Annotated in this window: 13 protein-coding genes; 7 read left to right on the top strand and 6 right to left on the bottom strand. The window is 50.0% G+C overall.

Going from position 1 to position 22494, the window contains the following annotated elements; translation table 11 throughout:
• Nucleotides 1-103: 103 nt before the first annotated feature.
• From ABC502_RS17870 to ABC502_RS17855, 4 genes are all read left to right on the top strand, one after another.
• Complete coding sequence (locus ABC502_RS17870; protein WP_330087276.1) at nt 104-1696, top strand: isocitrate lyase; 1593 nt, start codon at nt 104-106, stop codon at nt 1694-1696.
• Nucleotides 1697-1989: 293 nt separating this feature from the next.
• Nucleotides 1990-2178 (top strand): hypothetical protein, encoded by a 189-nt coding sequence (locus tag ABC502_RS17865; protein WP_330087277.1) that lies wholly within the window; start codon nt 1990-1992, stop codon nt 2176-2178.
• Between the two features lie 86 nt (nt 2179-2264).
• Nucleotides 2265-4946 carry a class III lanthionine synthetase LanKC gene (lanKC, locus tag ABC502_RS17860; protein WP_330087278.1) on the top strand — a complete coding sequence of 894 codons (2682 nt, stop codon included), beginning with the start codon at nt 2265-2267 and terminating at the stop codon, nt 4944-4946.
• 92 nt (nt 4947-5038) lie between these two features.
• On the top strand, nt 5039-5680 hold the full coding sequence (locus tag ABC502_RS17855) for an energy-coupling factor ABC transporter permease (RefSeq protein ID WP_345916847.1): 642 nt from the start codon (nt 5039-5041) through the stop codon (nt 5678-5680).
• On the opposite strand, the gene ABC502_RS17850 is transcribed toward ABC502_RS17855, so the two are convergent.
• Together ABC502_RS17850 and ABC502_RS17845 are read right to left on the bottom strand one after the other, a co-directional pair.
• Nucleotides 5677-9159 (bottom strand): PAS domain-containing hybrid sensor histidine kinase/response regulator, encoded by a 3483-nt coding sequence (locus tag ABC502_RS17850; protein WP_345916846.1) that lies wholly within the window; start codon nt 9157-9159, stop codon nt 5677-5679. The genes ABC502_RS17855 and ABC502_RS17850 overlap by 4 nt on opposite strands.
• 51 nt (nt 9160-9210) lie before the next feature.
• Complete coding sequence (locus ABC502_RS17845; protein ID WP_330087281.1) at nt 9211-9960, bottom strand: 3-hydroxybutyrate dehydrogenase; 750 nt, start codon at nt 9958-9960, stop codon at nt 9211-9213.
• 356 nt (nt 9961-10316) lie between these two features.
• On the opposite strand from ABC502_RS17845, the gene ABC502_RS17840 reads away from it, so the two are divergent.
• Nucleotides 10317-11912, top strand: coding sequence for an AbgT family transporter (locus ABC502_RS17840; protein WP_330087282.1), 1596 nt, complete (start codon nt 10317-10319; stop codon nt 11910-11912).
• A 40-nt stretch (nt 11913-11952) separates the two neighbouring features.
• Here ABC502_RS17840 and ABC502_RS17835 read toward each other — a convergent pair whose 3' ends face one another.
• Entirely contained in the window at nt 11953-12990 is a 1038-nt protein-coding gene (locus ABC502_RS17835) for a LacI family DNA-binding transcriptional regulator (protein ID WP_345916845.1), read from the bottom strand.
• A gap of 429 nt (nt 12991-13419) precedes the next feature.
• On the opposite strand from ABC502_RS17835, the gene ABC502_RS17830 reads away from it, so the two are divergent.
• Nucleotides 13420-16134, top strand: coding sequence for a TonB-dependent receptor (locus tag ABC502_RS17830; protein WP_345916844.1), 2715 nt, complete (start codon nt 13420-13422; stop codon nt 16132-16134).
• Between the two features lie 168 nt (nt 16135-16302).
• On the opposite strand, the gene ABC502_RS17825 is transcribed toward ABC502_RS17830, so the two are convergent.
• Both ABC502_RS17825 and ABC502_RS17820 read right to left on the bottom strand, forming a co-directional pair.
• The gene (locus ABC502_RS17825; protein ID WP_345916843.1) at nt 16303-16710 is read right to left on the bottom strand and encodes a hypothetical protein; all 408 of its coding nucleotides are present in this window, start codon (nt 16708-16710) and stop codon (nt 16303-16305) included.
• 167 nt (nt 16711-16877) lie between these two features.
• Entirely contained in the window at nt 16878-18410 is a 1533-nt protein-coding gene (locus ABC502_RS17820; protein ID WP_345916842.1) for a S8 family serine peptidase, read from the bottom strand.
• Nucleotides 18411-18729: 319 nt separating this feature from the next.
• On the opposite strand from ABC502_RS17820, the gene ABC502_RS17815 reads away from it, so the two are divergent.
• Nucleotides 18730-19464 (top strand): SapC family protein, encoded by a 735-nt coding sequence (locus ABC502_RS17815; protein ID WP_345916841.1) that lies wholly within the window; start codon nt 18730-18732, stop codon nt 19462-19464.
• 389 nt (nt 19465-19853) lie between these two features.
• Here ABC502_RS17815 and ABC502_RS17810 read toward each other — a convergent pair whose 3' ends face one another.
• Entirely contained in the window at nt 19854-22421 is a 2568-nt protein-coding gene (locus tag ABC502_RS17810) for a family 20 glycosylhydrolase (protein WP_345916840.1), read from the bottom strand.
• Nucleotides 22422-22494 lie beyond the last annotated feature (73 nt).

Below are 22494 nucleotides of genomic sequence, written 5' to 3'. Positions count from 1 at the left end.
CATATCTTCAATGAATGTCAGGGATGGTATTTATTGATTTTATTTATGAGAAGAACAGGGCTAGATTTAAATCACAACAGCCAAAAGCCCTGAGGAAGATCCCATGACTTACCAAAGCACCCTGGACCAATTCGCCACCCTGATCGGCAGCAAAGACAGCAGCTGGCAGGAAATCAGCCCTGAATACGCCGCCCGTATGGCGCTGCAAAACCGTTTTCAGACCGGGCTGGATATTGCCCGTTACACCGCCGGCATTATGCGCCGTGATATGGCCGACTACGATGCCGACAGCAGCAAGTACACCCAGTCACTGGGCTGCTGGCATGGTTTTATCGGCCAGCAAAAGCTGATTGCCATTAAAAAACACTTTGGCAGCACCGACAAAAAATACCTGTACTTGTCGGGCTGGATGATTGCAGCACTGCGCTCTGAGTTCGGCCCATTGCCGGATCAGTCGATGCATGAAAAGACCTCGGTACCAGCCTTGATCGCGGAGTTATACACCTTTTTACGCCAGGCCGATGCCCGTGAGCTGGGAGGTTTGTTCCGCCAGCTGGATGCGGCCAAAGATGCGGGTGATGCCGCCAAAGCTGCAGAGCTGCAGCAGCAAATCGACAACCACCAAACCCATATTGTGCCGATCATTGCCGATATCGATGCCGGTTTTGGCAATGAAGAAGCCACCTACCTGCTGGCAAAGAAAATGATTGAAGCCGGTGCCTGCTGTATTCAGATTGAAAACCAGGTGTCGGACGAAAAACAATGCGGTCACCAGGATGGCAAGGTGACGGTTCCGCATGCCGACTTCCTGGCCAAAATCCGCGCCGTACGTTACGCCTTCTTAGAACTGGGCGTGCCGGATGGCGTTATTGTAGCCCGCACAGATTCGCTGGGTGCCGGCCTGACCAAACAAATTGCTGTGACCAAAGAACCGGGCGATCTGGGCGACTTGTACAACAGCTTCCTGGATGGCGACTACGTGCAAAGCGCCGACGACATTGCCAATGGCGATGTGGTAGTGAAAGCCAATGGCAAGCTGTTAAAACCAAAACGCCTGGCCAGTGGTTTGTTCCAGTTCCGTCCTGGCAGTGGTGAAGATCGGGTGGTACTGGATTGCATTACCTCCTTGCAGCACGGTGCTGATTTGCTGTGGATTGAAACTGAGAAGCCCCATGTCGGCCAGATTGCAGCCATGGTCAACCGCATCCGTGAAGTGGTGCCTAATGCCAAGCTGGTATACAACAACAGCCCATCCTTTAACTGGACGCTGAATTTCCGTCAGCAGGTGTTCGATGCCTGGCAGCAGGAAGGCAAAGATGTATCGGCCTTTGATCGCGCCAAACTGATGAGCGCCGAGTACGACAGCAGTGAGCTGGCGATTGAGGCAGACCGTCGCATCCAGACCTTCCAGGCCGATGGTGCGCGCGAGGCTGGCATTTTCCACCACCTGATCACCTTGCCAACCTACCACACGGCAGCGCTTTCGACCGACAACCTGGCGAAAGAGTACTTTGGCGAAGCCGGCATGCTGGGTTATGTAGCCGGGGTGCAGCGCAAAGAAATCCGTCAGGGTATCGCCTGCGTCAAGCACCAGAACATGGCCGGCTCGGATATGGGCGACGATCACAAAGAGTACTTCTCGGGTGATGCGGCGTTAAAAGCTTCTGGTAAAGACAACACCATGAACCAGTTCTAGTTTTGGCCTTGGTTGGGGCTTTGATTGGGCAGCTTTCGGGCTGCCCTTTTTTATTGCTGCGATAGTACCCCGCAAAGCAGCGCTATAGACTGCGTTTGCTGCTGATAGAATCGTTATTATTTTATGATTAAATTATGATATCTGTTTTTCCTGGTTGAATTAATCGTTTTTTAAGTGAAACTCTTTGGTGTGGTTGAGCTGAGGCTGGAAACTTCTCAGCTGCATGCGATGTGAGCTCACTCCATATGTTTTCAACGATCTAGTGTATGTCAATTCGACTATAAGGAAGCATCATGAAACAGAACAGCAAAATGAAAGTTCTTGGCCTGCAAGAATTGAAACAAGTTCAAGGTGGTCGTACTGCGGGCGATCTGGCGCCTGCAGCCTGGAGCACCTGGAGCAATAATTGTGGTGGTGTCAAATCAAATGAATGGAGCATGGGCAGCAATGGTTGTCGCGATAAGGTGATTGCCCCTAACTAAGCATGATCTGTGCTGGCTGAAGTCTTGCTTTAGCCAGCGTTCTTAGCCTTCGGCTGCTCGCTATCCATTTCTGTTGAGGATACCGCATGCAAGATCTGAATGTTGATCAGGATTTCTACATTCCCTTTGAGTGGCGCAAGCCTGGTAAAATTTATCTGGATGCAGTGAAGCCCCTGTTGCCGCCAACCTGGCGTTTGCAGCAGGATTACTTTTGGATCTATGCCCGTCCCCCTTTCCCATCCGATACAGTGCAAGGTTGGAAAATCCATCTTACGGCGACACTGGACTCTGCAGTACGGATCCTTGGCAAAGTGGTTCCGGTGTTGCTAGCGGCAGAGGTGGAGTTTAAGTTTGCCAGTGACAATGGAATTCTAAAAAAGTTACTGAGCAAAAACTGCAGCCGTGCCTCGTCAGGAAAATTTATCACCGTGTATCCTCGTGATAAGCATCAATTCGAGTATTTGATCCAATCACTGGCTGAGGCTGTAGAGGGTGAGCAAGGTCCCTACATCTTTTCAGACACCCAATTTCAAGATTCATCCATTGTTTTTTACCGGTATGGCGGCTTTCAAAGCTTATCCGAAAGGCGAAGCAGGAAAGGTCGTGTTGCGCAAATACTGGATGATAATTACCACTTTGTTGACGATCAGCGAGTACCGCATTATTGGCGGCCCGACTTTATCACTGAAGTATTCCCAATGCTGCATGAGCCAATGCTGCATGAGGAGGAAGAGCATGCGTTGTTTGGTGGTGATTTTGTGATGGAAGGGGCCATCAAGTTTTCAAATGCAGGTGGCGTGTATCTGGCGGATTATCCTGCGGCAAACTGCAAAGCTTTGATTAAAGAAGCTCGGCCTTATGTTGGTCATGGTCAGCATACCGATTGCATCAGCTTGCTGCAAAAAGAGTACCGGCTACTGCATAAAGTTGCTGCATTTGATATTGCTCCTAAGCCTTTGAAATTGTTTACTGAGTGGCAGCATACCTTTTTAGCTCAGGAGTTCCTGGCCGGAGAGACTTTGCGAGTATATCAAGTTCGTCAGAACAAGTTGATCCATACTGGCAGCAGCCAGCAAGAGATGCAGGCCTGGTTAGATGAACTTATGCTCCTTGCCCAGGCATTACTGAACATGCTGAATACATTGCACCAGTCAGGTATTTTGTTTGGTGATCTATCCCTGAACAACATTATGATTGACCTTGAAACCAAGCAGTTAAAGCTGATTGATTTTGAGGCGGCCTTGGAGCCTGGGGTGGATGCCTCAATCAATATCTGCACACCCGGTTATGCCAGGTGGGAGCGGACCAGTAGCGATGAAGTCACATGGCAAGATGATTATTACGCATTAGGTTGTGTGCTGCTGGCGATGCTGGTACCAAATACTACTTTGATCAACCTGCAGCCAGAGTACCCCAGACTCTTTCTGCAGGAGTTACAGCAAGACATAGGTTTACCCCAGGCATATATGGACTGCACTTTGCTGCTGCTATCTGGTGAGCTAACATCGTTAAGACCATGTCTGGCGCTGTTGCAGGATAGTGGGAGCTTTCAGGCGAAAACCGTAGCGGCAGTATCAGATGACACCGCTCTACGCCAGTTTGTTACACACAGTCTTGCTGAAATCCTGCGGTATCATCACACCTTATTAGATTGCACGAAAAGCAAAAGGTTATTGCCACTTGGAGCCGGTCTGGATTACCCCTTGGCTCTTGATTATGGCATTGGTGGTGTGGCCTATGGTTGGCAATTAATGCAGGGAAGCATTCCATCAGAACTAAAAAGCTGGCTTGCACAACAGGTTCGTTTTCAAAATGGCCAATCACCGGTTGGTTTGATGGATGGGTTGGCCGGGGCAGTCTGGGCTCTGGCAGAACTGGGTATGCATCAGCAAGCCTTGCAATTGCTACCACTGATTCAACACCACCGTTATTTGTTTCAATCGATGTCGCTGGGTTACGGTGTGGCAGGTGTTGGCCAGACGGCTCTGAAGCTTTGGTTGCAGACTGCCGAGTCCGACTGTCTTGAGCTGGCACAGCAAATGGCCGATGCGCTGTGTTGTACCGCACAGCACAGTGAGCACGGCTGCTACTGGGGGCAACCAGAAGAGCTGGGGCATGATATTGGTTTCCTTGAAGGCTCCAGTGGTGTGGCTTTGTTTTTACTGTGTATGTACTGTGAAACGAATCAGACGAAGTATCTGGCGATAGGAGAGTCGGCTTTACAGTTCGACATTGCGCATGGCAGGCAAACCCAGGGTTCTTATGGTTTTCCCCGGCATAGTGAAGACACGATATTGTATCCTTACTTTGCGTACGGCAGTGCTGGTGTGGCCAGTGTGGCTTTACGCTATTACTTGGTAACCAGTAAGCCATCCTATCTGGAAGTCGTCACTAAAACCAAAGCCTCGGTTGCACAAAAATACGCCATAACTTCAGGGCTGATGATTGGCCTGGCTGGGATTGGCCATTTTTTGTTGGATGCGTACTTGTTGCTAAAAGATGAACAGAGCCGGCAACTGGCCTGGCATGTTGCCGATGGCCTGAAACTCTTTGCGGTACCTAAAAATGAAGGGATGGCCTTTCCGGATGATAACAGAACCAAGATAAGTTGCGACTTCGCTGCTGGCTCAACCGGAGTGGGCTTATTTCTTCATCGCCTTGTGTCTGATGGCATAAACCCGCTTGGAATGCTGGATCAGCTACTCAAAGCTGATAATGCGGTGCGAAAGAATGCCAGCGACAGCGAAAAGCAGCTAAGCACAGCCTGATAAGCGTACTCAGAGCGGTTGACTGGATAGCGGAGTGTCACCCTGAAAAATGGTACCATAGCCTCAGTGTGTGTTGCTCGGGGGCCGTTTCAATGGTACTGAATATGTTAGGTTGGGGCTTGTTGCTGGCGCTACTTTGGCTAAGCTTTCCGCGCGAATTCTGGCCAAAACTCAAAGCAGAGCCAGAGTACCAGCATCTGGTGTTTGGCTCGGCGGCAGTGTTGCTGCTGCTTTGGTTGTTACAGGCCCGCATTTACGATGGGCTGGCGGTGCATTTTCTCGGTATTACCCTGGTCACGCTTTGCCATGGCTGGCGCATTGCGGTTTGGATCTGTTTGTTGCCGTTGCTGGTGATGCTGGCGCTGGGCCAGGTACCACCGGCCGATGGTGGCCTCTATGCCCTGTGCACCTTTGTGCTGCCAGCATTGTTTAGTGCTGGCATTTTTTGGTTTAGTTACTATTTTTTACCGCGCCATTTGTTTATTTATATCTTTGTGGCGGCCTTTTTCGCCAGTGCCCTAACCATGTTGCTGCATATGGGTTTAACTTCTGCCTGGTTCTTCCTCGATGGCCGTTACCCCTGGCACATTATTCAGGATAACTACTTAGTGCTGTCGTTGTTGATCAGCTTTCCCGAAGCGTTGCTCAATGGTATGGCGGTGACCTTGATGGCGCTGTACCGGCCACACTGGCTGCGAACTTTTTTCGAGAACGAATATTTAAGAACAGATTAGCGAAGTAAGCGCTGGAATAAGCGTTTTAATGCCATCGGCTTGAGGGGTTTGAGCAGAAAATGAAAGCCGGCATTCAAGGCATATTCACGGACCTGTTCACTGTGATCGGCCGAGTGAATAATTACCGGCAGTTGCAGCGAAAAATGGTTGCTTAGTTGTTCCGCCACCATCACCCCGGTAGCACCATTATCCAGATGGTAATCAAACAGCAGTATATCTGGTGTGATACCCTGGCGAATGGCTTGCAGCGCCTGCTCCGGCCGGCCAATAGGGTGTACCTGACAATCCCAGCTGCGTAGCAGTTCGGTCACGGCTTGCAGCAGTCGCTCATCGTTATCCAAAAGCAGTACTGACTTGCCAGCAAAGCTGGCTGTAATATCGGGTTTTGTGTTTGGTGCCAGTCGCATCTGTGAGGTGCGGCACAGCGGCAGGCGGATACTAAAGCAACTGCCGCGATCTGGGGCGGAGTGTACCATCAATGGATGCTGTAACATGCCGGTAATGCGGTGAGCAATGGCAAGCCCAAGCCCCAGGCCTTTGTGATGCTGGCTGTCTCCTTGCTGAAACTCCTCAAAGATCCGTTGTTGATCCTCTGGTGCAATGCCAATGCCGGTATCGATCACCCGAATTTCTATGGTTTCGCCGTAGCGCTTGCAGCCGAGCACGATGCGGCCATGATCGGTGTAGCGGATGGCATTGGCCAGCAGGTTTTGTATCACTCGCTTGAGCAATTTGCGATCGGTAGTTACCGCCAGCTTGCTTGGTAGGTAGTGGAAGGTCAGGCCCTTTTCAGCTGCCAGCATGGCTGCATCACGGGCACAATTGTCCAGCAGTTCACGGAGTGCAACGGGCTGATGATGGGCTTTGATCACGCCGGCATCCAGCTTGGTCAGTTCCAGAATAGAGGTGAGGAGTTCTTCGGCAGAATCCAGTGAGCTGATCAAATGCTCACTCAGCTGTTTTTGCTCTACCGAGTCGGCTTTTTCCCGCAGTAAGCCGGCAAAGAGAGCGGCAGCATTGAAAGGCTGCATCAAATCGTGGCCGGCGGCGGCAAAAAAGCGGGTTTTCGCCTGGGTACTGGCTTCAATTTTTTGCTGCGCCTGTTGCAGTTGCTGGTTCAGGGTTTCCAGTTTGCGGGTGCGATCGGCCACCCGCTGCTCCAGTGTCAGATTGCTTTGCTCCAGCGCTTGCTGCACGTCAATAAAGGAACTAACATCGGTAAAGGTGGTGACAAAGCCGCCTCCGGGCAACGGGTTGCCCTGCATCTCGAACACCCGGCCATCTTTTTGTGGTCGCTGAAACTTATAACTGCTGCCCTGGCGCAGGTAACTTAGCCGCTTTTCGACCTCGCTATCGACATCGGCACTGTGAATAAGGCCGCGCTCGGCATTAAAGCGAATTAAATCGGCCACCGGCCGGCCGACCTCGACCAGGCCAGGGGGATAGGCAAACATATCCAGATAACGCTGGTTCCAGGCAATCAGCCGTAAATCGGCATCGACCACACTGATGCCCTGACTGATGTTATCAATGGTGGCCTGCAACAAGGCCTGGTTAAACTGAAACACCTGACTGGCTTCATCGACAAAACGAGCCACCGTCTCCAATGGCAACTGGCTGTGCCGGCTGGCGGCATCCATCACCAAGCGCATCGAAGCACCACCAATCACTGCCGATAAAGCCCGCTCGGACGCTTGCAATAAATTGGCTGGTGCTGGCACATACTGCTCCAGCTGAGTGCTGCGCACGGTACGCTGTAGCACCCGGTTGGCTTCGGATTCGCCGGCAAAGCGACGCAGCAGCAGATAGCAATCCTGCATGGATAAACGGGCCTGGCGATGGCTCACAGTGGCTGTTTGTTGTTTTTGCAAGAAGCGGCCGCTTTCCAACCATTCGCCCACCCGGGTTTGGGTGAGCTGGCTAACCAGCAGTACCATCAGCAAATTGCAGCTCAGGCTTAGTAAGACACCCAGGGTAATGGCATCGACCTGCCAGCCAAACAATTGATGTGGTGCCAGCCAGCCAATACCAAAAGGCCCCTGGGTGAGCCATTGGGTACTTAACCAGCCAGCCCGGCTAAGTTCTGGCAGCAACAGAATGTAGGCCCAAACCACAGCTCCGCTCAGTAAGCCTGCCAGAGCACCTTGCTGGTTCACCTGGCGTGATAGCAAACCCAGGATCAGCGCCGGCGCAAGTTGAGCAACCAGGGTAAAGGCCATCAGGCCAAGCTGGGCCAGGCCGGTGTCGGTTCCAATCCAGCGGTAATAAACAAAGCCCAGCATCAGCACCAGCAGCATGGATCCACGACGAAGATTGGCAATTTTTAATAACCCGGGTGGGCTGTGTTCGGTTTGACGGGCCCGAAACAGCAGCGGAGTCAGTAATTCGTTGGTAATCATAATGCCCAGCACCACAGTGGCCACCACCACCATGCTGGTGGCGGCAGAAAAGCCACCCAAATAAGCCAGCAAGGCAATATCGGTGCGATTTGCTGCCAGCGGCAGTTGCAATACCACCAGATCAATATTGCCCTCATGGCCCAATAACATCACGCCGGCCATCGCCAGTGGCAGGGTAAAGATGCTCATCAGCAGTAAATAGAGCGGGAAAATCCACCGGGCGCTGCGTAAATGCCCCAGCCGCTGATTCTCCACAAAAGATACATGAAACATGCGCGGCAAACACAGCGTGGCGGTAAAGCCCAACAGTACATGCACCCAGTAGGTGTGGGTTGGCAGTGCCTGACGCTGCAGCTCGAGCAGGCCAGGGTGCTCCCGGGCGGCAGAAAAAATGGATTGGACACCATCGTAAATACCAAAACAAACAAAGGCACCAATCGCCAGCAGCGCCAGCAATTTAACCAGTGACTCGAAGGCTATGGCAGTCATCAGGCCGGGGTTGGGCTGGTGTGCCTTGGCACTTTTGCTGACAAACAACAGGGCAAAAGCGGCCATCCACAAGCTGACATAAAGGCCGGTATCACGAAACCAGTCGTTGGCTTGCTCTGTGGCAACCAGCACATTAATGCTGGTCGATACCGCATGCAGCTGCAATGCGATGTACGGGATCACTGCCAGAAATAAAATCAGCGTAATGCTAACGGCCAGCAAGCGCGAATGGCCAAAACGGGTAGCGATAAAATCGGCTATGGAGGTGATGCGGTAGCGCCGGCAGGCGATAGCGATGCGTGCCATCAACTGAAAGCCAAACCAGAACAGAATAAAGGAACCGATGTAGGTGGGAGGGATCCACCAGCCATTGACCGCCGCCTGGGCCGTCACCCCATAAAAAGCCCAGGAGGTGCAATAAATGGATAACGCAAAGCTGAATACCCAGGGCGCCAGCGGGTGTTTGCCGTCAATGCGGCGGCCAAAGTAGCCGACACTAAATAACACCACCAGATAGATGACTGAAATTGCGGCTATGGTACCCAGGCCGATGTGGCCTTGCTCCGCAATCAAGTCGACAGCTTCTTTCATGCAGGCTCCGTTGGCAGCACAGTGGTCTACCTGTTTCTGGTGATATTGAGCTTACCGTGCAGTCCAGCCACCGTCCAGTACCAGAGTCTGGGCTGTGATATGCCGGGCGGCATCCGAGCACAAAAAGGCTGCGCTGGCGGCTATTTCGGCCACATCAATAAAAGCCTTTTGTGGCATTGGTGCCAGCATAATAGTGTCAATGACCTGTTGCTCGCTAATGCCATGTTCTTTGGCCTGAGCAGCAATTTGCTGCTCTACCAAAGGGGTTTTGACATAAGCCGGGCAAATGGTGTTGATGGTGATATTGTGGCTGGCGTTTTCCAGTGCCACTACCTTGCTAAAGCCAATCAACCCATGTTTAGCGGCAACATAGGCTGATTTGAATGGTGAAGCAACCAGAGCATGAATGGAGCCGATATTGATAATACGGCCGAAATTTCGCTGCTGCATACCAGGTAGCATGGCTTTGCTAAGCATGGCAGGCCCCGTCAGCATTACCTCCAGCAGCAAACGCCATTTCTCGGCCGGGAAATCCTCTAACCGGGCGATATGCTGAATGCCGGCATTGTTCACCAGTACATCGGCTGGAAAATCCTTGGCGCAGCGCGCGATAGCATCAGCGTTGGTAACATCCAGCACCACACCTTCAGCATCCAGTCCTTGTTGGCGCAAGGTTGCGACGCATTGCTCGATGCGCTCTGGCAACAGATCGGCCAGTACCACCTGATGGGACTCTCGGGCAAAATGTTCGGCAACGGCATAACCAATACCACCGGTCGCTCCGGTAATGACGATACGCATAACTGCGGCTCCTTTGATGAATTGCTATGGCCTATGCTAGGCAGACAGCTGGCAAGCAGCAACGGTACTTTAGTGCTATAGCGATGTTTCAGCTTGCCAGATGGTCATAGCCATCCGGGTGGCTATAGGGGGCAAATTCAACTGATCGGCTTTTCTGGTCGGCTTTAATTATGGTACAGTCTGGCGGTTTATTACGATTAAAGTGTCGTTTCTGCTGGGTTCCTGCTTATTTTAATGCTGAATTTGCGCTGTTCTGCCTATTTTTAGCGATAAGGTGTTAAAAGTATTATTCTCACCACTATAGGCTTGATTGCTGCAGCAGTTGAACGACCAATAAATACAATGAAGAGGCTTTTATGGCTGGTTCTCAGCAATCCGATACCCCGACTGAAAAACGTGGTTGGTTTACCCGCTTTTTGGATACGGTTGAGTGGCTTGGTAATCTTTTGCCCCATCCGGTAACTTTATTCGCGCTCTTTGCCCTGGCGGTCATACTGGGGAGTGGTGTGGCTGCTTTTTTTGAGTTAAGTGCTATAGATCCAAGGCCGGAAGGGGCTGCTGGTCGTGCGCCAGATGGCGTCATTACCGTCGTTAGCTTACTTAGTGTTGATGGCCTGCAGCGCATTGTCTCCAACCTGGTGACAAACTTTACCAATTTCCCGCCGCTTGGTGTGGTACTGGTTGCGCTGCTGGGTGTCAGTGTGGCAGAGCACTCCGGTCTGATTTCAGCTGCCATGCGGGGCATGGTGATGAACGCGTCACCGCGTATGGTAACGGTCACTATTGTCTTCGCCGGTATCGTCTCCAATACGGCCTCTGAGCTGGGTTATGTGGTGCTGATCCCCATGGCAGCCGCTATTTTCTATTCGCTTGGGCGCCACCCGCTGGCTGGCCTGGCTGCAGCTTTTGCCGGCGTATCCGGCGGTTACAGTGCTAATTTACTTATCGGTACCATTGATCCCTTGTTGGCTGGCTTTACCGAAGCCGCGGCACATTTGATTGACCCGGACTACACCGTAGGCCCGGAAGCAAATTACTTCTTTATGGTGGTCAGCACCTTTGTGATCGCCATTTTAGGTGCCATTGTCACCGAAAAAATTGTCGAGCCTAAGCTGGGTAAATACGACCGTTCGGAAGCATCCATTGATCTGGAAAGTCAGGGACTGGAGTCACTGCGCCCGGAAGAGAAACGCGGCCTGATCGGTGCCGGCCTTGCATTGGCTGCTTTGCTTGGTTTGCTGGCATTAACGGTTGTACCCGAAAATGGCATACTGCGTAATCCGGACACCGGTGGAGTGCTGGGCTCGCCGTTCTTGCGCGGCATTGTGGTGTATATCTTTATTACCTTTGCTATTCCCGGCTTTATCTACGGCAGAATCGCCGGCACCATGAAAAATGATAAAGATGTGATCAATGCTATGTCGAAAAGTATCGGCTCAATGGGGCTCTATATTGTGCTGGTATTCTTTGCAGCACAGTTTGTTGCTTTCTTTGGCTGGACCAACTTAGGGACTATTTTTGCGGTGAAAGGAGCTACCTTTCTGCAAGAGATGGGGCTAACTGGCCCACTGTTGTTCATTCTGTTTATTGCCATGTGTGGTTTCGTCAATCTGATGCTGGGCTCGGCTTCAGCACAGTGGGCTATCACGGCTCCTATTTTTGTGCCAATGTTGATGATTATTGGTTATTCGCCAGAGGTAGTGCAGGCAGCCTACCGCATCGGCGACTCGGTCACCAACCTGATCACCCCAATGATGAGCTACTTCGGTTTGATTCTGGCCGTGGCAGCACGCTACAAGAAAGACATGGGTATTGGTACCTTGATTGCTACCATGTTGCCCTACACCATGGTGTTCTTTATCGGCTGGGTCACATTGTTTTGTCTGTGGGTCTTTGTGCTGGGCTTACCGGTAGGTCCAGGTTCGCCAACTTATTACAGCTTCGAAGGTTAACAACATGGGCAGCTTAGGCTGCCCTTGTTATGACGGCTAGTTACCCTTGCTTGCTGTTGGCCGGGCAGGTCGACTCCCGCACCAGCAACTCAGGTATAAACACCGGTTGGGCGGTGATTTGCGTTTTATTGGCATTGGGCCGGGTGTGTTTAAACAGCAGCTCGGCTGCTTGCGAAGCAATGGTGCTGTTTGGCTGATGCGCTGTAGTCAGTGGTGGCCAGGTCTGGCGGGAAAAGGGGCTATTTTCAAAACCGGCAATGGATAATTGCTCTGGAATGCTAATATTCATCAGCCGGGCACTGAACAGGGCGCCGGCAGCAATTTCATCGTTACAGGCAAAGATAGCGCTTGGCTTCTTCGGCAATGCCATCAGTTTTTTTGCGCCTTCCACGCCAGATTCAAAAGAGTAATGACCCGGCACAATAAACTTTGGATTCACCTGCAAGCCACGCTTGGTCAGGGCGGCTTTAAAGCCAGCCAAACGTTCGCCACTGGAGCTGTGCTCCTCATCACCGCATAAAAAGGCGATATCGGTATGGCCCAGCTCCAGCAAATGGTTGGTAATTTTAAAAGCTGCAGTAAAGTCATCAATCAGCACGCAGTTGTGCACGCCCGGTGATGGGGTCGAGCCAGAAACAATTCGCACAAAATCCACCTTCATATCTTCCAGTGCCTCGGCGATATGCGGCATTTCTGAAAAAGGCGGCGTTAAAATTAAACCGGCCAGCCGCGACTTGCTGACCAGCTCTTTGACTTCCTCGACAATGCCGGGGGATTTGGCGTTGGTGGGGTGGATCAGCAGCTCGTAGCCATGTTTTTTGCAGCTATCCAGCAAGCCTTTTTGCATATCAATGATGTAATAGGCATTGGGGTTGTCGTAGATGTAGCCAATGCTGTACGACCGGGTGCTGGCCAGGTTACGGGCGGCGGAGTTTGGCTGGTAATGCAGCTCGTTGATGGCCGCCATTACTTTATCGTAGGTGTCTTTGCGCACCGAGGGTTCATTGTTCATCACCCGGGACACGGTTTTTATCGACACTCCGGCCCGTTTGGCCACATCATTGATGGTGACTTTCATCGATTTATCCTGCAAATTAAGTACAATTCGTTACACTTAAAATTGGACGAGTAGGCAAGGGGTCATTAAGGTTATGGAACCAAGATGACAGCGCTGGTCAAATTTTTAGCATTTATGTGATAGTGATACGCGTTTTTTGACCAAATCGCAAGTTATCCAATGGTCTGATGCTATCCTTAGCGCTATTATAAAGGATATCAAGCACTGTTCAATTAGCAAGCAGCCCTTTGTTTCTAAGCTTTAGGGCGTTGTGTTGCACAGTTCATTGGCTTGATAGCTGATAAATTGAGCAGAAAATAGTTGAAATTTTCATCGGTTTTGGTTTGCATTACGAATTTTTTTTGTGTAAGTTAAATTTCAATGACAGCGTTGTCATTGCGGGATTCGAAAAAAGACAGCACAAGAGAATAACAGGAACGGGAGAAACTTATGTCCAGCAATAAAATAACTAAATGCGCCCTGGCGGTCAAAATGGGCTTAATGGTGGGAGCCTTTGGCCTCACCATGCCGGTTATGGCCAATGATGGTGCTACCGATGAAAATGTAGAAGTGATTCAAATTCGTGGTATCCGAGCTTCGCAAGAAGCCAATTTAAATGCCAAGCGGTTTTCTGGCGCCGTCGTTGATGTCGTTACTGCTGAGGATATCGGCAAGTTTCCGGATAAAAACGTAGCAGAATCTCTATCTCGTATTACGGGTGTGTCAGTAACCCGTGGTTTTGGTGAGGGCGAAAAAATAGCTGTGCGTGGTACCGATCCTGCGCAAAACCGTACCTTACTCAATGGTGCCTCAGTAGCATCTGCTGACTGGTTTGTGTTGGATAATCCTTCGCGCGCTTTTAACTTTACTTTACTACCATCAAACGTCGTGTCCGACTTAGAGGTTTATAAAACACCACAAGCGGATATCCAGGAAGGCTCTTTAGGTGGTACGGTTTATTTGAAAACTCGTAAACCATTGGATTTGGATGCCAATACCATATCTTTACAAGTGCAGGGACAGTACAGCGATGTATCTAAAGAGTGGGATCCGCAATTATCCGGGCTCTATTCTTGGAAAAATGCTGATGAGACTTTTGGTCTTTTGGTTTCCTTAACGCGTCAGGAGCGCTCTTTAGCACGTAAAGGGAAAGAAGTTCTTGGTTTCGACCGACAAGAAGTAGATGGCGAAGATTACTGGGCTCCCCGTATTATTGGGAATGCTTACTTTCAGCAAGAGCGTAAGCGAACCACTGCCTTGGTAACAGCACAGTGGCGACCAACAGCTCAGACTGATGTGGTATTGAATGTGCTGGACACAAAGTTGGATGCTAACAACATTAATCACAATCTCTATACTTTCTTCAATAGTGGCTTTGTTGAAGACTCTGCTGTTATTTCCGGTAGCGGTATTGTTGCTGGGCAGGTAAATAACGCCTCATCTGAATTCGCTATCATTGACCGTATTTCATACAGCGATGCTAAGTCCTACGATTTAGAGATTAACCATGAGCTGCCAAGTGGCGTGATAATTACTGGTAAACTAGGAACTACTAAAGCCGAAGGTGGTACTTCACGCGACCGTTATCACCAATTCAATGGCAGTTATGTTAGCTCATATTATGATTCAGGCTTAAATCTTAGCAACTATGTCACAGCCGGTAATTTGGAGACTTTCGCTGATATTGAAAATCGTACTTTAGACTGGATGCAAGAAGGCTCTCGGTTGATGACCGACAAAGAAAATTATGCTGGCCTGGATCTTCAGTTTGACATTGATCATGGTATTTTCCATACATTAAAAGTTGGAACTCTGGTTCAGGACCATGATAAAAGCCAACGTCAGGATGGAACCCGCTTTCATTGGTTAGCAGACTCTCAGCACAATGATCCGATCAATGGTCCCTATGGCGACGTAAGAGCCGGTCAAGGTAGTTGGGGAGCCGCCGCAATGGGATGGACAGGCAACCCTATTCCGTTTTCCTCGTTCGCTAGTGGTGATAGCTATGCGTTTTATCCCTTAATGAGTCGTGCTAAATCTGCAGAGTTAGCCTTCCCTGCACAGGCGTATGATTCACCAACCGCAACCTTCTTATTTTTGCCAAATACCTGGGAAGTTAATGAGAAAATTTGGGCTGGTTATGCAAAGGCTGACTTTTCCAGCGATAGAGTGCGTGGCGATGTTGGGGTGAGGGTGGTGAAAACGGATGTTTCCTCATCAGGTTATAGCTGGAATGGTGATTGGGTTGCAGCGTCAGTTAATATGGTTGGTGGCTACAGTATTTTAGCGAATGAACTGGAGCCGAGTCAGGGTGGTGACTGGGGGGTGGCATACGATACACTGAAACATAGCTATACGGATGTGTTGCCAAATATCAACGTGGTATTTGATTTGTCAGACGATAGCTTGGTTCGCTTCTCTGCTGCGCGTGTTATGTCTAGACCTGATTATGTCAATATTGCTAATCAGCAGTCAGTTAATATCCCAACTCGCAGCGGTAATAGGGGGAACCCATTCTTAGAGCCTGTACGCGCCAATCAATTTGACTTGAGCTATGAGTGGTATTTTAACTCAAGCTCCTTAATTGCCTTTACCTACTTCCACAAGGATATTCAGGGCTCTGTACTTAACTCTGTTACTCGTGAAATGGCGTTTGATGAAGCGAATAATGAGATGGTAGAAGTCACAATTACAGAGCCGAAAAATGGTTTAGGTGGCCGGGTACAAGGACTTGAAGTTTCGTACCAGCAAGCTTTTGGTTATTTTGGGTTTATCACCAACTATACTTATACAGATGCTAAGAGTGACCAGGACCGTGATGCTGTAAATAACCCAGGCTCTGGTTTGATTGCAGGTAACTCCCGGCATATGGCTAACCTGACCGGTTACTTTGAGAATGATATGTTTAGTGCCCGCTTAAGTTACAACTACCGGACCGAGTTTTTCAATGGGGTTGGTGAGTTTGGTAATGAAGTCTATACCGATTCATTCGGTCAGTTGGATGCCAGCCTGACATACAACTTCAATGACAATGTTTCATTTGTGGTAGAGGCTGTGAACTTATTGGATGAGGACTTGTATCAATACCATATTGATAAGACTCGTCCAGCGTCTTTGTACCAGAATGGTCGTCGTTTTACTGCAGGTGTAAACGTCCGTTTTTAAAATGTCACAATAATTGCTTAAGCAGGAAGAAGGGGAAGCCAAAGGCTTCCCCTTCTTTATTTGCCAAGGCAAAAAATTGATTATAAATGTGATTACATCAGAAATTCTGCGAGCCTATTGAGGCAGTAGTCACAACCTTTGGCGAGCAAGATCGCGGTATGGTAAAAGTTATGGATGTATGCCGCCACAATGCCATGGAGGCAATTGCACCCACACCATCCGGTGCTCCATCCGGCAGTTGTACTCTTCTGTGCGTTCTACCTGACGGATGCGTTGCTCAGTTTGCACTAGTTGATACACTCCAGCTGGAACCGGTGCTATGTTGTCTCTATAATTGAAACTCACCACACAGCTGTGGTTTCCATGGTGGGTTCTGGTTAGCGTCTGTGGGTAATAACCACAAGCACCACCAACACAATTATAGTGGCAAGCGGTGTAAGGCTCATCCACCAATACCGTACGATAATCACACACCCGTACCAAGCGTTCATCCCAGTAGCCACAACTTTGGCTGGTTATCTGATCATGAAAGTCTGGCTGAGATAGGTGGATCAGGCTTTCTTTGGTGTTACTCACTTCATCTGCGCTCACAGCCGAACTGACTACAAACAGCACTGCAGCGGCATAGAGAAACCATTTCACAGGTATAAATAAGCAATAAAAGGTTGCGTTAGCGTGCATTGATAACGCAGTTATTTCGCAAGGCCAGGCTGCGTAAGTCAGCCTAGCCTTGCATGTTGCAATTAACGGCATTGCAAAGCTTTGTAGCACCCAGGACCACCCGCCCCTCCTAGACCTGTTACATATTCATTAGTTCTGGCAATCTTGTTATGGTTAGGGCAGGTTGAGCCGAGATTCTGGAGTGTTACAGTTCCCGGAATAGAGCCTATAGGGCAAACACGGCTATTGAAAGTTGGCGCATATTGCCATGTATAATCACTGCTTCCTCCTCCATCACAGCCATTGCTAGTAATCCAATCATGGGCAGCTTTAGCCTGGACAATACCCCAGCCAAAGTTGTTATTGCGACCTGACGTACCCCGATGCTCTGCAGTCTGATTCAGCACATTCCGAATTTGAGCATTGGTACACTGCGGATGATTGCTCCATACCAGTGCGGCAACACCAGTAACGTGTGGTGCTGCCATCGAGGTGCCAGATTTATTGCAATAATTGCTATTGTTGCAAGTGGAAAGCACATTCACTCCGGGACCGGAGAGCTCAACCTGAGAGTTTCTTACAGAGAAACTGGCGTGGTTTTTATTTGCATCCACAGCGGCCACTGAGATCACCGCATCATAGGATGCCGGGTAACGAAAGTTGGTATTACCGAGATTCCCTGAAGTGGCGACTAACAACATGCCGTTGTTGTAGAAGTTACTCATGGCATTGCTTTCAGTGGTATTTGAGCTAGGGCCACTCAGGCTCATATTAACCACGTTGGCTCCGGCGTTTTGACACAACTGAACAGCCTGGATCAGGTTGGATGCATGTGTCCAACTCCCTGAATCATTGAAAATTTTAACAATATGCAAGCCAACCAGGCCTGAAGGCAGTACACCCACTACGCCAATGTTGTTGTTTAAAGCGACTATGGTACCCGCCACATGAGTGCCATGTCCGCTGCCATCTGTTGACCAGGCACCATGCCCGGAGAAGGTGGAACCTGTGACTCCGGCTGATGGTAAGTCAGGATGACTGAGCTGATAACCGCTATCAATCACGCACACCTTCATAGTGGTGGCATTGGCATCGCTGACCTGATTGGCTTGTACCATGGTAATGCCGTAAGGCGTCGTTTGTGACATTGCAGTGATGGTGTCCAAACTTTTCACATCGTCAATGTAACGTTTATGGTCCTGTTCGATGTACTCTACCGTCGGATGCTTTGCCAACTCCTGTAGCTGATACTGATTCAGCTTAGCTACGCTGGCTTGGGCGAAGTCAAGGTGCATAATGGTCTCTGCCTGATGCTGCGACAGCACAGACTCCGCGGCCTGGGTATAAGATGCTTTCATCTCTGATAATTGCTCGGCACCTGTTGTCACTGGTGTACCGGCATAAGCTAGCAATTCAGTGCTTTTAAACTTGATGATATAACGTTCAGATTTTTCAGGATCCGGTCGCAGCTTTGGCAAGCCATGATGGCTTGATACTTCACCGCTGTAATCGGGTAATCCACGCCAACTTTGTAAATCATCAGTGGCGGCAGGAAATGACAAGATTGAGATCGTAAAAGCACAGGAGGCTGTCAGTGCTAACGTAGTTGCTTTCATTTTATAGTCCTTAATTACATGGAAAACATTCAGGTTATTCTCTATGACTGCGCCCATACTCAGATAATGTCAGGTAAAAGAATCCTGATATAAATAGGCCATATGTTTAACGTCTGTTTATCTTTGTGTTGCAATTTAAAGGTAAAGCGATTTGACAGCGCTGTCAATATTGTTGTGTGATTTTTGTGCACATGTAAGAGCAGGGTTATCGCCGCTTGGTGACTACAAATTTCTTTCGACCAGCTATGGCACCCCGCGGCAAACTGCAGTAAGGTAATCGGGCGATTTTTTTGTACATAACATGACGTATGGATTTACTATGACAGCTAAGATAGTTCCACTTTCCAAAGAGCAGCACCAGGGGCTGCGAGTGCATTTCAAACAACCTTTTGCCCATATCGCCGAGGAGCATTTGCTGCCGGTAGTAGTGCATGAGTTTGGTCCGGCTTCTGCTGCTTACCCAATCGTGTTTGTGAAGAATAATGACTCTGGTAACTTCCAGCCTGTGGTACTGCTTGGCCTGGAGCCGGGTAAAAACCTGTATCTGCGGGATGAGCAAATGCAGGCTTCCTATGTGCCGATGTCTGCCCGTAACTATCCGTTTTTCTTAACTGCAGATCCGGAAAACGACAAACAGCTGACTATTGGTATCGATGAGAACAGCCCGCGTTTCGCAACAGATGAAGGCGAAGCTCTGTTCACCGAGCAGGGTGAAGAGTCCGAGTTGCTGCAACGTGCGAAGCAACAGCTGGCCGACTTCTTTGATACCAGCCGGGTCACACGTACCTTTGTTGAGAAGCTGACAGCCCTGAATCTATTGGAAGCAAAAACGCTGACAGTGCAGATTAATGGCAATAAGCGTGAGATCAATGGACTGTTTTTAATTGATGAAAAGAAACTCAATGAGCTGAGTGATGAGCAGTTTAACGAGTTGCGCAAGCAAGGCTATCTGGCTCCTATCTACGCTCAGATGTTGTCGGTGCAACAAGTACAGCACCTGACGCGCTGGCAAAGTGAGAAAGAAGCACCGGCGGAATCAGCGGCTACCGCCTGATAGTTGAGGTACTTTGCTGTATAAAGGGCCATCTGGCCCTTTTTTTCTGCCTTTTGGTTTGAATTAGCACGTCAAATTTTGCTGTAAAGCACTTGCGCTGTCGAAAAAAACAGCATATAGTTGCATTTGACAGCGTTGTCATTTCTGTGGGGATTGCACGCTGGGATGTTTTGTCGCATCCACTCCCTGGGAGTTTGATGGTGCCGGATCAAACGGTAATTCCCTGGTGTTTGTTATTGGTAGTTGGTAGCAAACACCGACGGCTAACATGGATGTTGAGTTTATTGCCAATCCTTTATCCAAGGGTCTTTTACCAGCAAAGCGTGCTTTGCTGGTTTTTTTATGGGCCAAAAAAAGCCCCGCTGCAGCGGGGCCTGAAGCTTGGATACTTACAGCCGGATAATGCGACTGTTTTGCTCTGAAAGGCTTCGGCTTCTTAGCCAAACCTCGGTATTTGCATCCTGCGACAATGGTTCCTGATAGCGTTGCCAGCTTTGCCCCTGATCCAGGCTGTATTCAATGCTGATTGTGGGCCAGGCATGATTGGCTTTGATCTGGCCCTGCTCGCGGATTGCTCCAGGTGGTGGCACATAGTGGCCAACGCCCGCTTGTGCCAGGCGTGGAAACTCTACTGAGGTGAGTCGCTGGATAAACTGTTGCCAGCTCTGACGTGCTGCGGCGCTGTTTTTATTCGGCTCCCAATCAGCTTTGTGCCAGGCTCGTTCGGCCAGCGCAATAATACGTGGATAGATCATTGGCTCTAATTGTTCTGGCAGACGGATACTTTCACTCCACACCTGTCCCTGAATACCCAGCATATTCTCGGGCTTTTCCAGCGCTGGCAGGGCGCGTCCCATCAGTGTTGCCAGATCGGTGATAGGGCTGCCATCCCGGGTGTGCTCAGCATTGCTGTAGTAATGATCGGGCCGGTAGAAAAAGGTTTTTTCGGTATCGGTAGAGCGGGCTGCCCAATAGTAGCCACGTTCTTCGGGGTGAACCTCATGGGGGTGATCAAAATACAGATTGGTGGCTGAAGATTGCACTACCTGAAAGCCTTCATTGGCAAAGCGGTAGGCTCTGTCACCATAACCTAGTTCCCAGATATTGTCCCAGGCATTGACAATGACTTCTTTGTTGTCGAATTGCTCCCGGCGGAATGGGCGAACTTTATCTGCCATCAAGCCATCTTCCCAGGCCGCCATCGCCAGGCCGCGCTGGTGACTGAGTTGAGCGACTCTATTGATAAAGTAGGGTTTTAAATCTGCTACACCAGCTACGCCATTCAATGGCTCGGCAAATAACTTCTCACAGGCCGGGGCGGCTTGCCAGGAGCCTGCGCCCACTTCATCACCACCCATATGAAATACCTGCAGGCGTAAATCAGCTGCACGATACATTTGCTGCAGTTCGTACATGACTTTATCGACAAAGGCATAGGTGGAGTCCAGACAGACGTTGATGGAATTGTCGTTGTAATTTTGTACGGTCAGGTATTCAGAGCGATCATCCGCCTCCGAGAGCAGGTAACGACGAGCTTCTTCGGGTTGTCCGGCGGCCAACAAGCGCTGATAGCGTGCATCCATCGCCTTCACAGCCGCCCGGGCATGGCCAGGCATATCAATTTCCGGGATCACTTCGATGTGGTGTTTTTTGGCATGGCGCAGCAACTGAATAAACTCATCCCGACTGTAATAACCGTTGCCAGAGCCTGATGCGTAGGGCCCTGTGCCGAGCTGGGTAAGCAAGCACTGTTGTTCAGATAAATCAAAGCAGCGGTTCGCACCCACCTCGGTTAATTCCGGTAAGCCAGGAATTTCCAGCCGCCAACCCTCATCTTCGGTCAGGTGCAAATGCAGCTTGTTCAGTTTGTAGCGGCCCATCTGCTCAATTAAGCGCAAGGTCACATCCAGGCCATGAAAGTTTCGCGCCATATCGTAATGCATGCCGCGCCAGCGATAACGCGGGTAATCCAGTATGCTGAGCTGAGGGAGTTGTACCTCTCCACCGCCCTGGGCTGGTAACAGGGCCAGTAAGCTTTGAATACCATAAAATACCCCTGCCTCGTCATAGCCGGTGATCTGAATGCGTTGCCGTTCAATTGACAGCTGATAGCCTTCAGGCTTTAGTCCTGGCAAGCTATTATCCAGACGCAATTTGATTACCGGGCTGTTCTGTTGGCTGCTAAGTGGTTGGCCAAAGTAGCTGCTCAGTTGCGCCGAAAGATAGCTTTCCTCTGAGATCAGGCCGCCTTGCGCCTGCAACTGCCAAGCTGCGCTGAAAGGGGTAAAGCCTCTGCGGTGTTGCATTTGAACCGGCTGCGGGATAATACGCCGTTGCAAAGCTTCGGTAGATAAAGCTGAGCCGCTAGTTATCCTGGAGTTTTGTTGATAGCGCCTGGCATTGGTCATAGTGGCGGCCGGATGATCCGCCTGCTCGGCCAGTGGAATATGCTCTGGCGTAGCAATCGGGCGGACAAACTGACGGTAGTCTTCGGTATCGGTATTTTTAAAGATGGCCGGAGGCATGTCTGCAACCACCATGAAGGCTCGGGGCATCCAATCGGAATAACTCAATTTTGGGGCGCTGGGGTAATAAGGCAAAGTCACAGACTCACCTTGTGCCAGGCCTGCAAAGCTGGCTGTAGGACGGATACTGTGCAAGTCGCCCTGAATATGCTGGATCAGCAAACCATGAGACTCGGTATCATTAATTTTGCGAATGGAATGAAAGTACCAGGCCCAGTCCTGTTCGCCGCCGGGTAAGTCAAGGCCTGATTGATTGTGCAGCTCTATTCTGGCTCGAAAGCGGCTGTCTGAAGCCAGCACATCGGAGTCAATGGCAAAAAACCATTGGGTGCCGGCGGTAAAGTCAGTCAGCTGCTGTTGGCTCTGAAATGGTCCGGCCAGTGCCAGCCAGCTCAGGCCGCTCAGACTGAGCGCGAGTAGGTTTTTTATCATCAGGTAATCTCCGTTTTTTCATAAGCTTAAACCATACTGCATAAAAAAATAAGCTCAAATAATCATCATAGGT

The sequence above is a fragment of the Alkalimonas sp. NCh-2 genome (assembly GCF_039631345.1).
Taxonomy (GTDB): Bacteria; Pseudomonadota; Gammaproteobacteria; order Enterobacterales; family Alteromonadaceae; genus Alkalimonas; species Alkalimonas mucilaginosa.
The sequence above is the reverse complement of the archived record's forward strand: the minus strand, read 5'-3'. Positions and strand labels throughout refer to the sequence as shown.

Coding starts and splice junctions, on each gene's coding strand:
- ABC502_RS17845 (WP_330087281.1), bottom strand. CDS start 9,960: ATGCGTATCGTCATTACCGGAGCGACCGGTGGTATTGGTTATGCCGTT.
- ABC502_RS17840 (WP_330087282.1), top strand. CDS start 10,317: ATGGCTGGTTCTCAGCAATCCGATACCCCGACTGAAAAACGTGGTTGG.
- ABC502_RS17810 (WP_345916840.1), bottom strand. CDS start 22,421: ATGATAAAAAACCTACTCGCGCTCAGTCTGAGCGGCCTGAGCTGGCTG.
- ABC502_RS17830 (WP_345916844.1), top strand. CDS start 13,420: ATGTCCAGCAATAAAATAACTAAATGCGCCCTGGCGGTCAAAATGGGC.
- ABC502_RS17835 (WP_345916845.1), bottom strand. CDS start 12,990: ATGAAAGTCACCATCAATGATGTGGCCAAACGGGCCGGAGTGTCGATA.
- ABC502_RS17815 (WP_345916841.1), top strand. CDS start 18,730: ATGACAGCTAAGATAGTTCCACTTTCCAAAGAGCAGCACCAGGGGCTG.
- ABC502_RS17865 (WP_330087277.1), top strand. CDS start 1,990: ATGAAACAGAACAGCAAAATGAAAGTTCTTGGCCTGCAAGAATTGAAA.
- ABC502_RS17850 (WP_345916846.1), bottom strand. CDS start 9,159: ATGAAAGAAGCTGTCGACTTGATTGCGGAGCAAGGCCACATCGGCCTG.
- ABC502_RS17820 (WP_345916842.1), bottom strand. CDS start 18,410: ATGAAAGCAACTACGTTAGCACTGACAGCCTCCTGTGCTTTTACGATC.
- ABC502_RS17855 (WP_345916847.1), top strand. CDS start 5,039: ATGGTACTGAATATGTTAGGTTGGGGCTTGTTGCTGGCGCTACTTTGG.
- ABC502_RS17870 (WP_330087276.1), top strand. CDS start 104: ATGACTTACCAAAGCACCCTGGACCAATTCGCCACCCTGATCGGCAGC.
- lanKC (WP_330087278.1), top strand. CDS start 2,265: ATGCAAGATCTGAATGTTGATCAGGATTTCTACATTCCCTTTGAGTGG.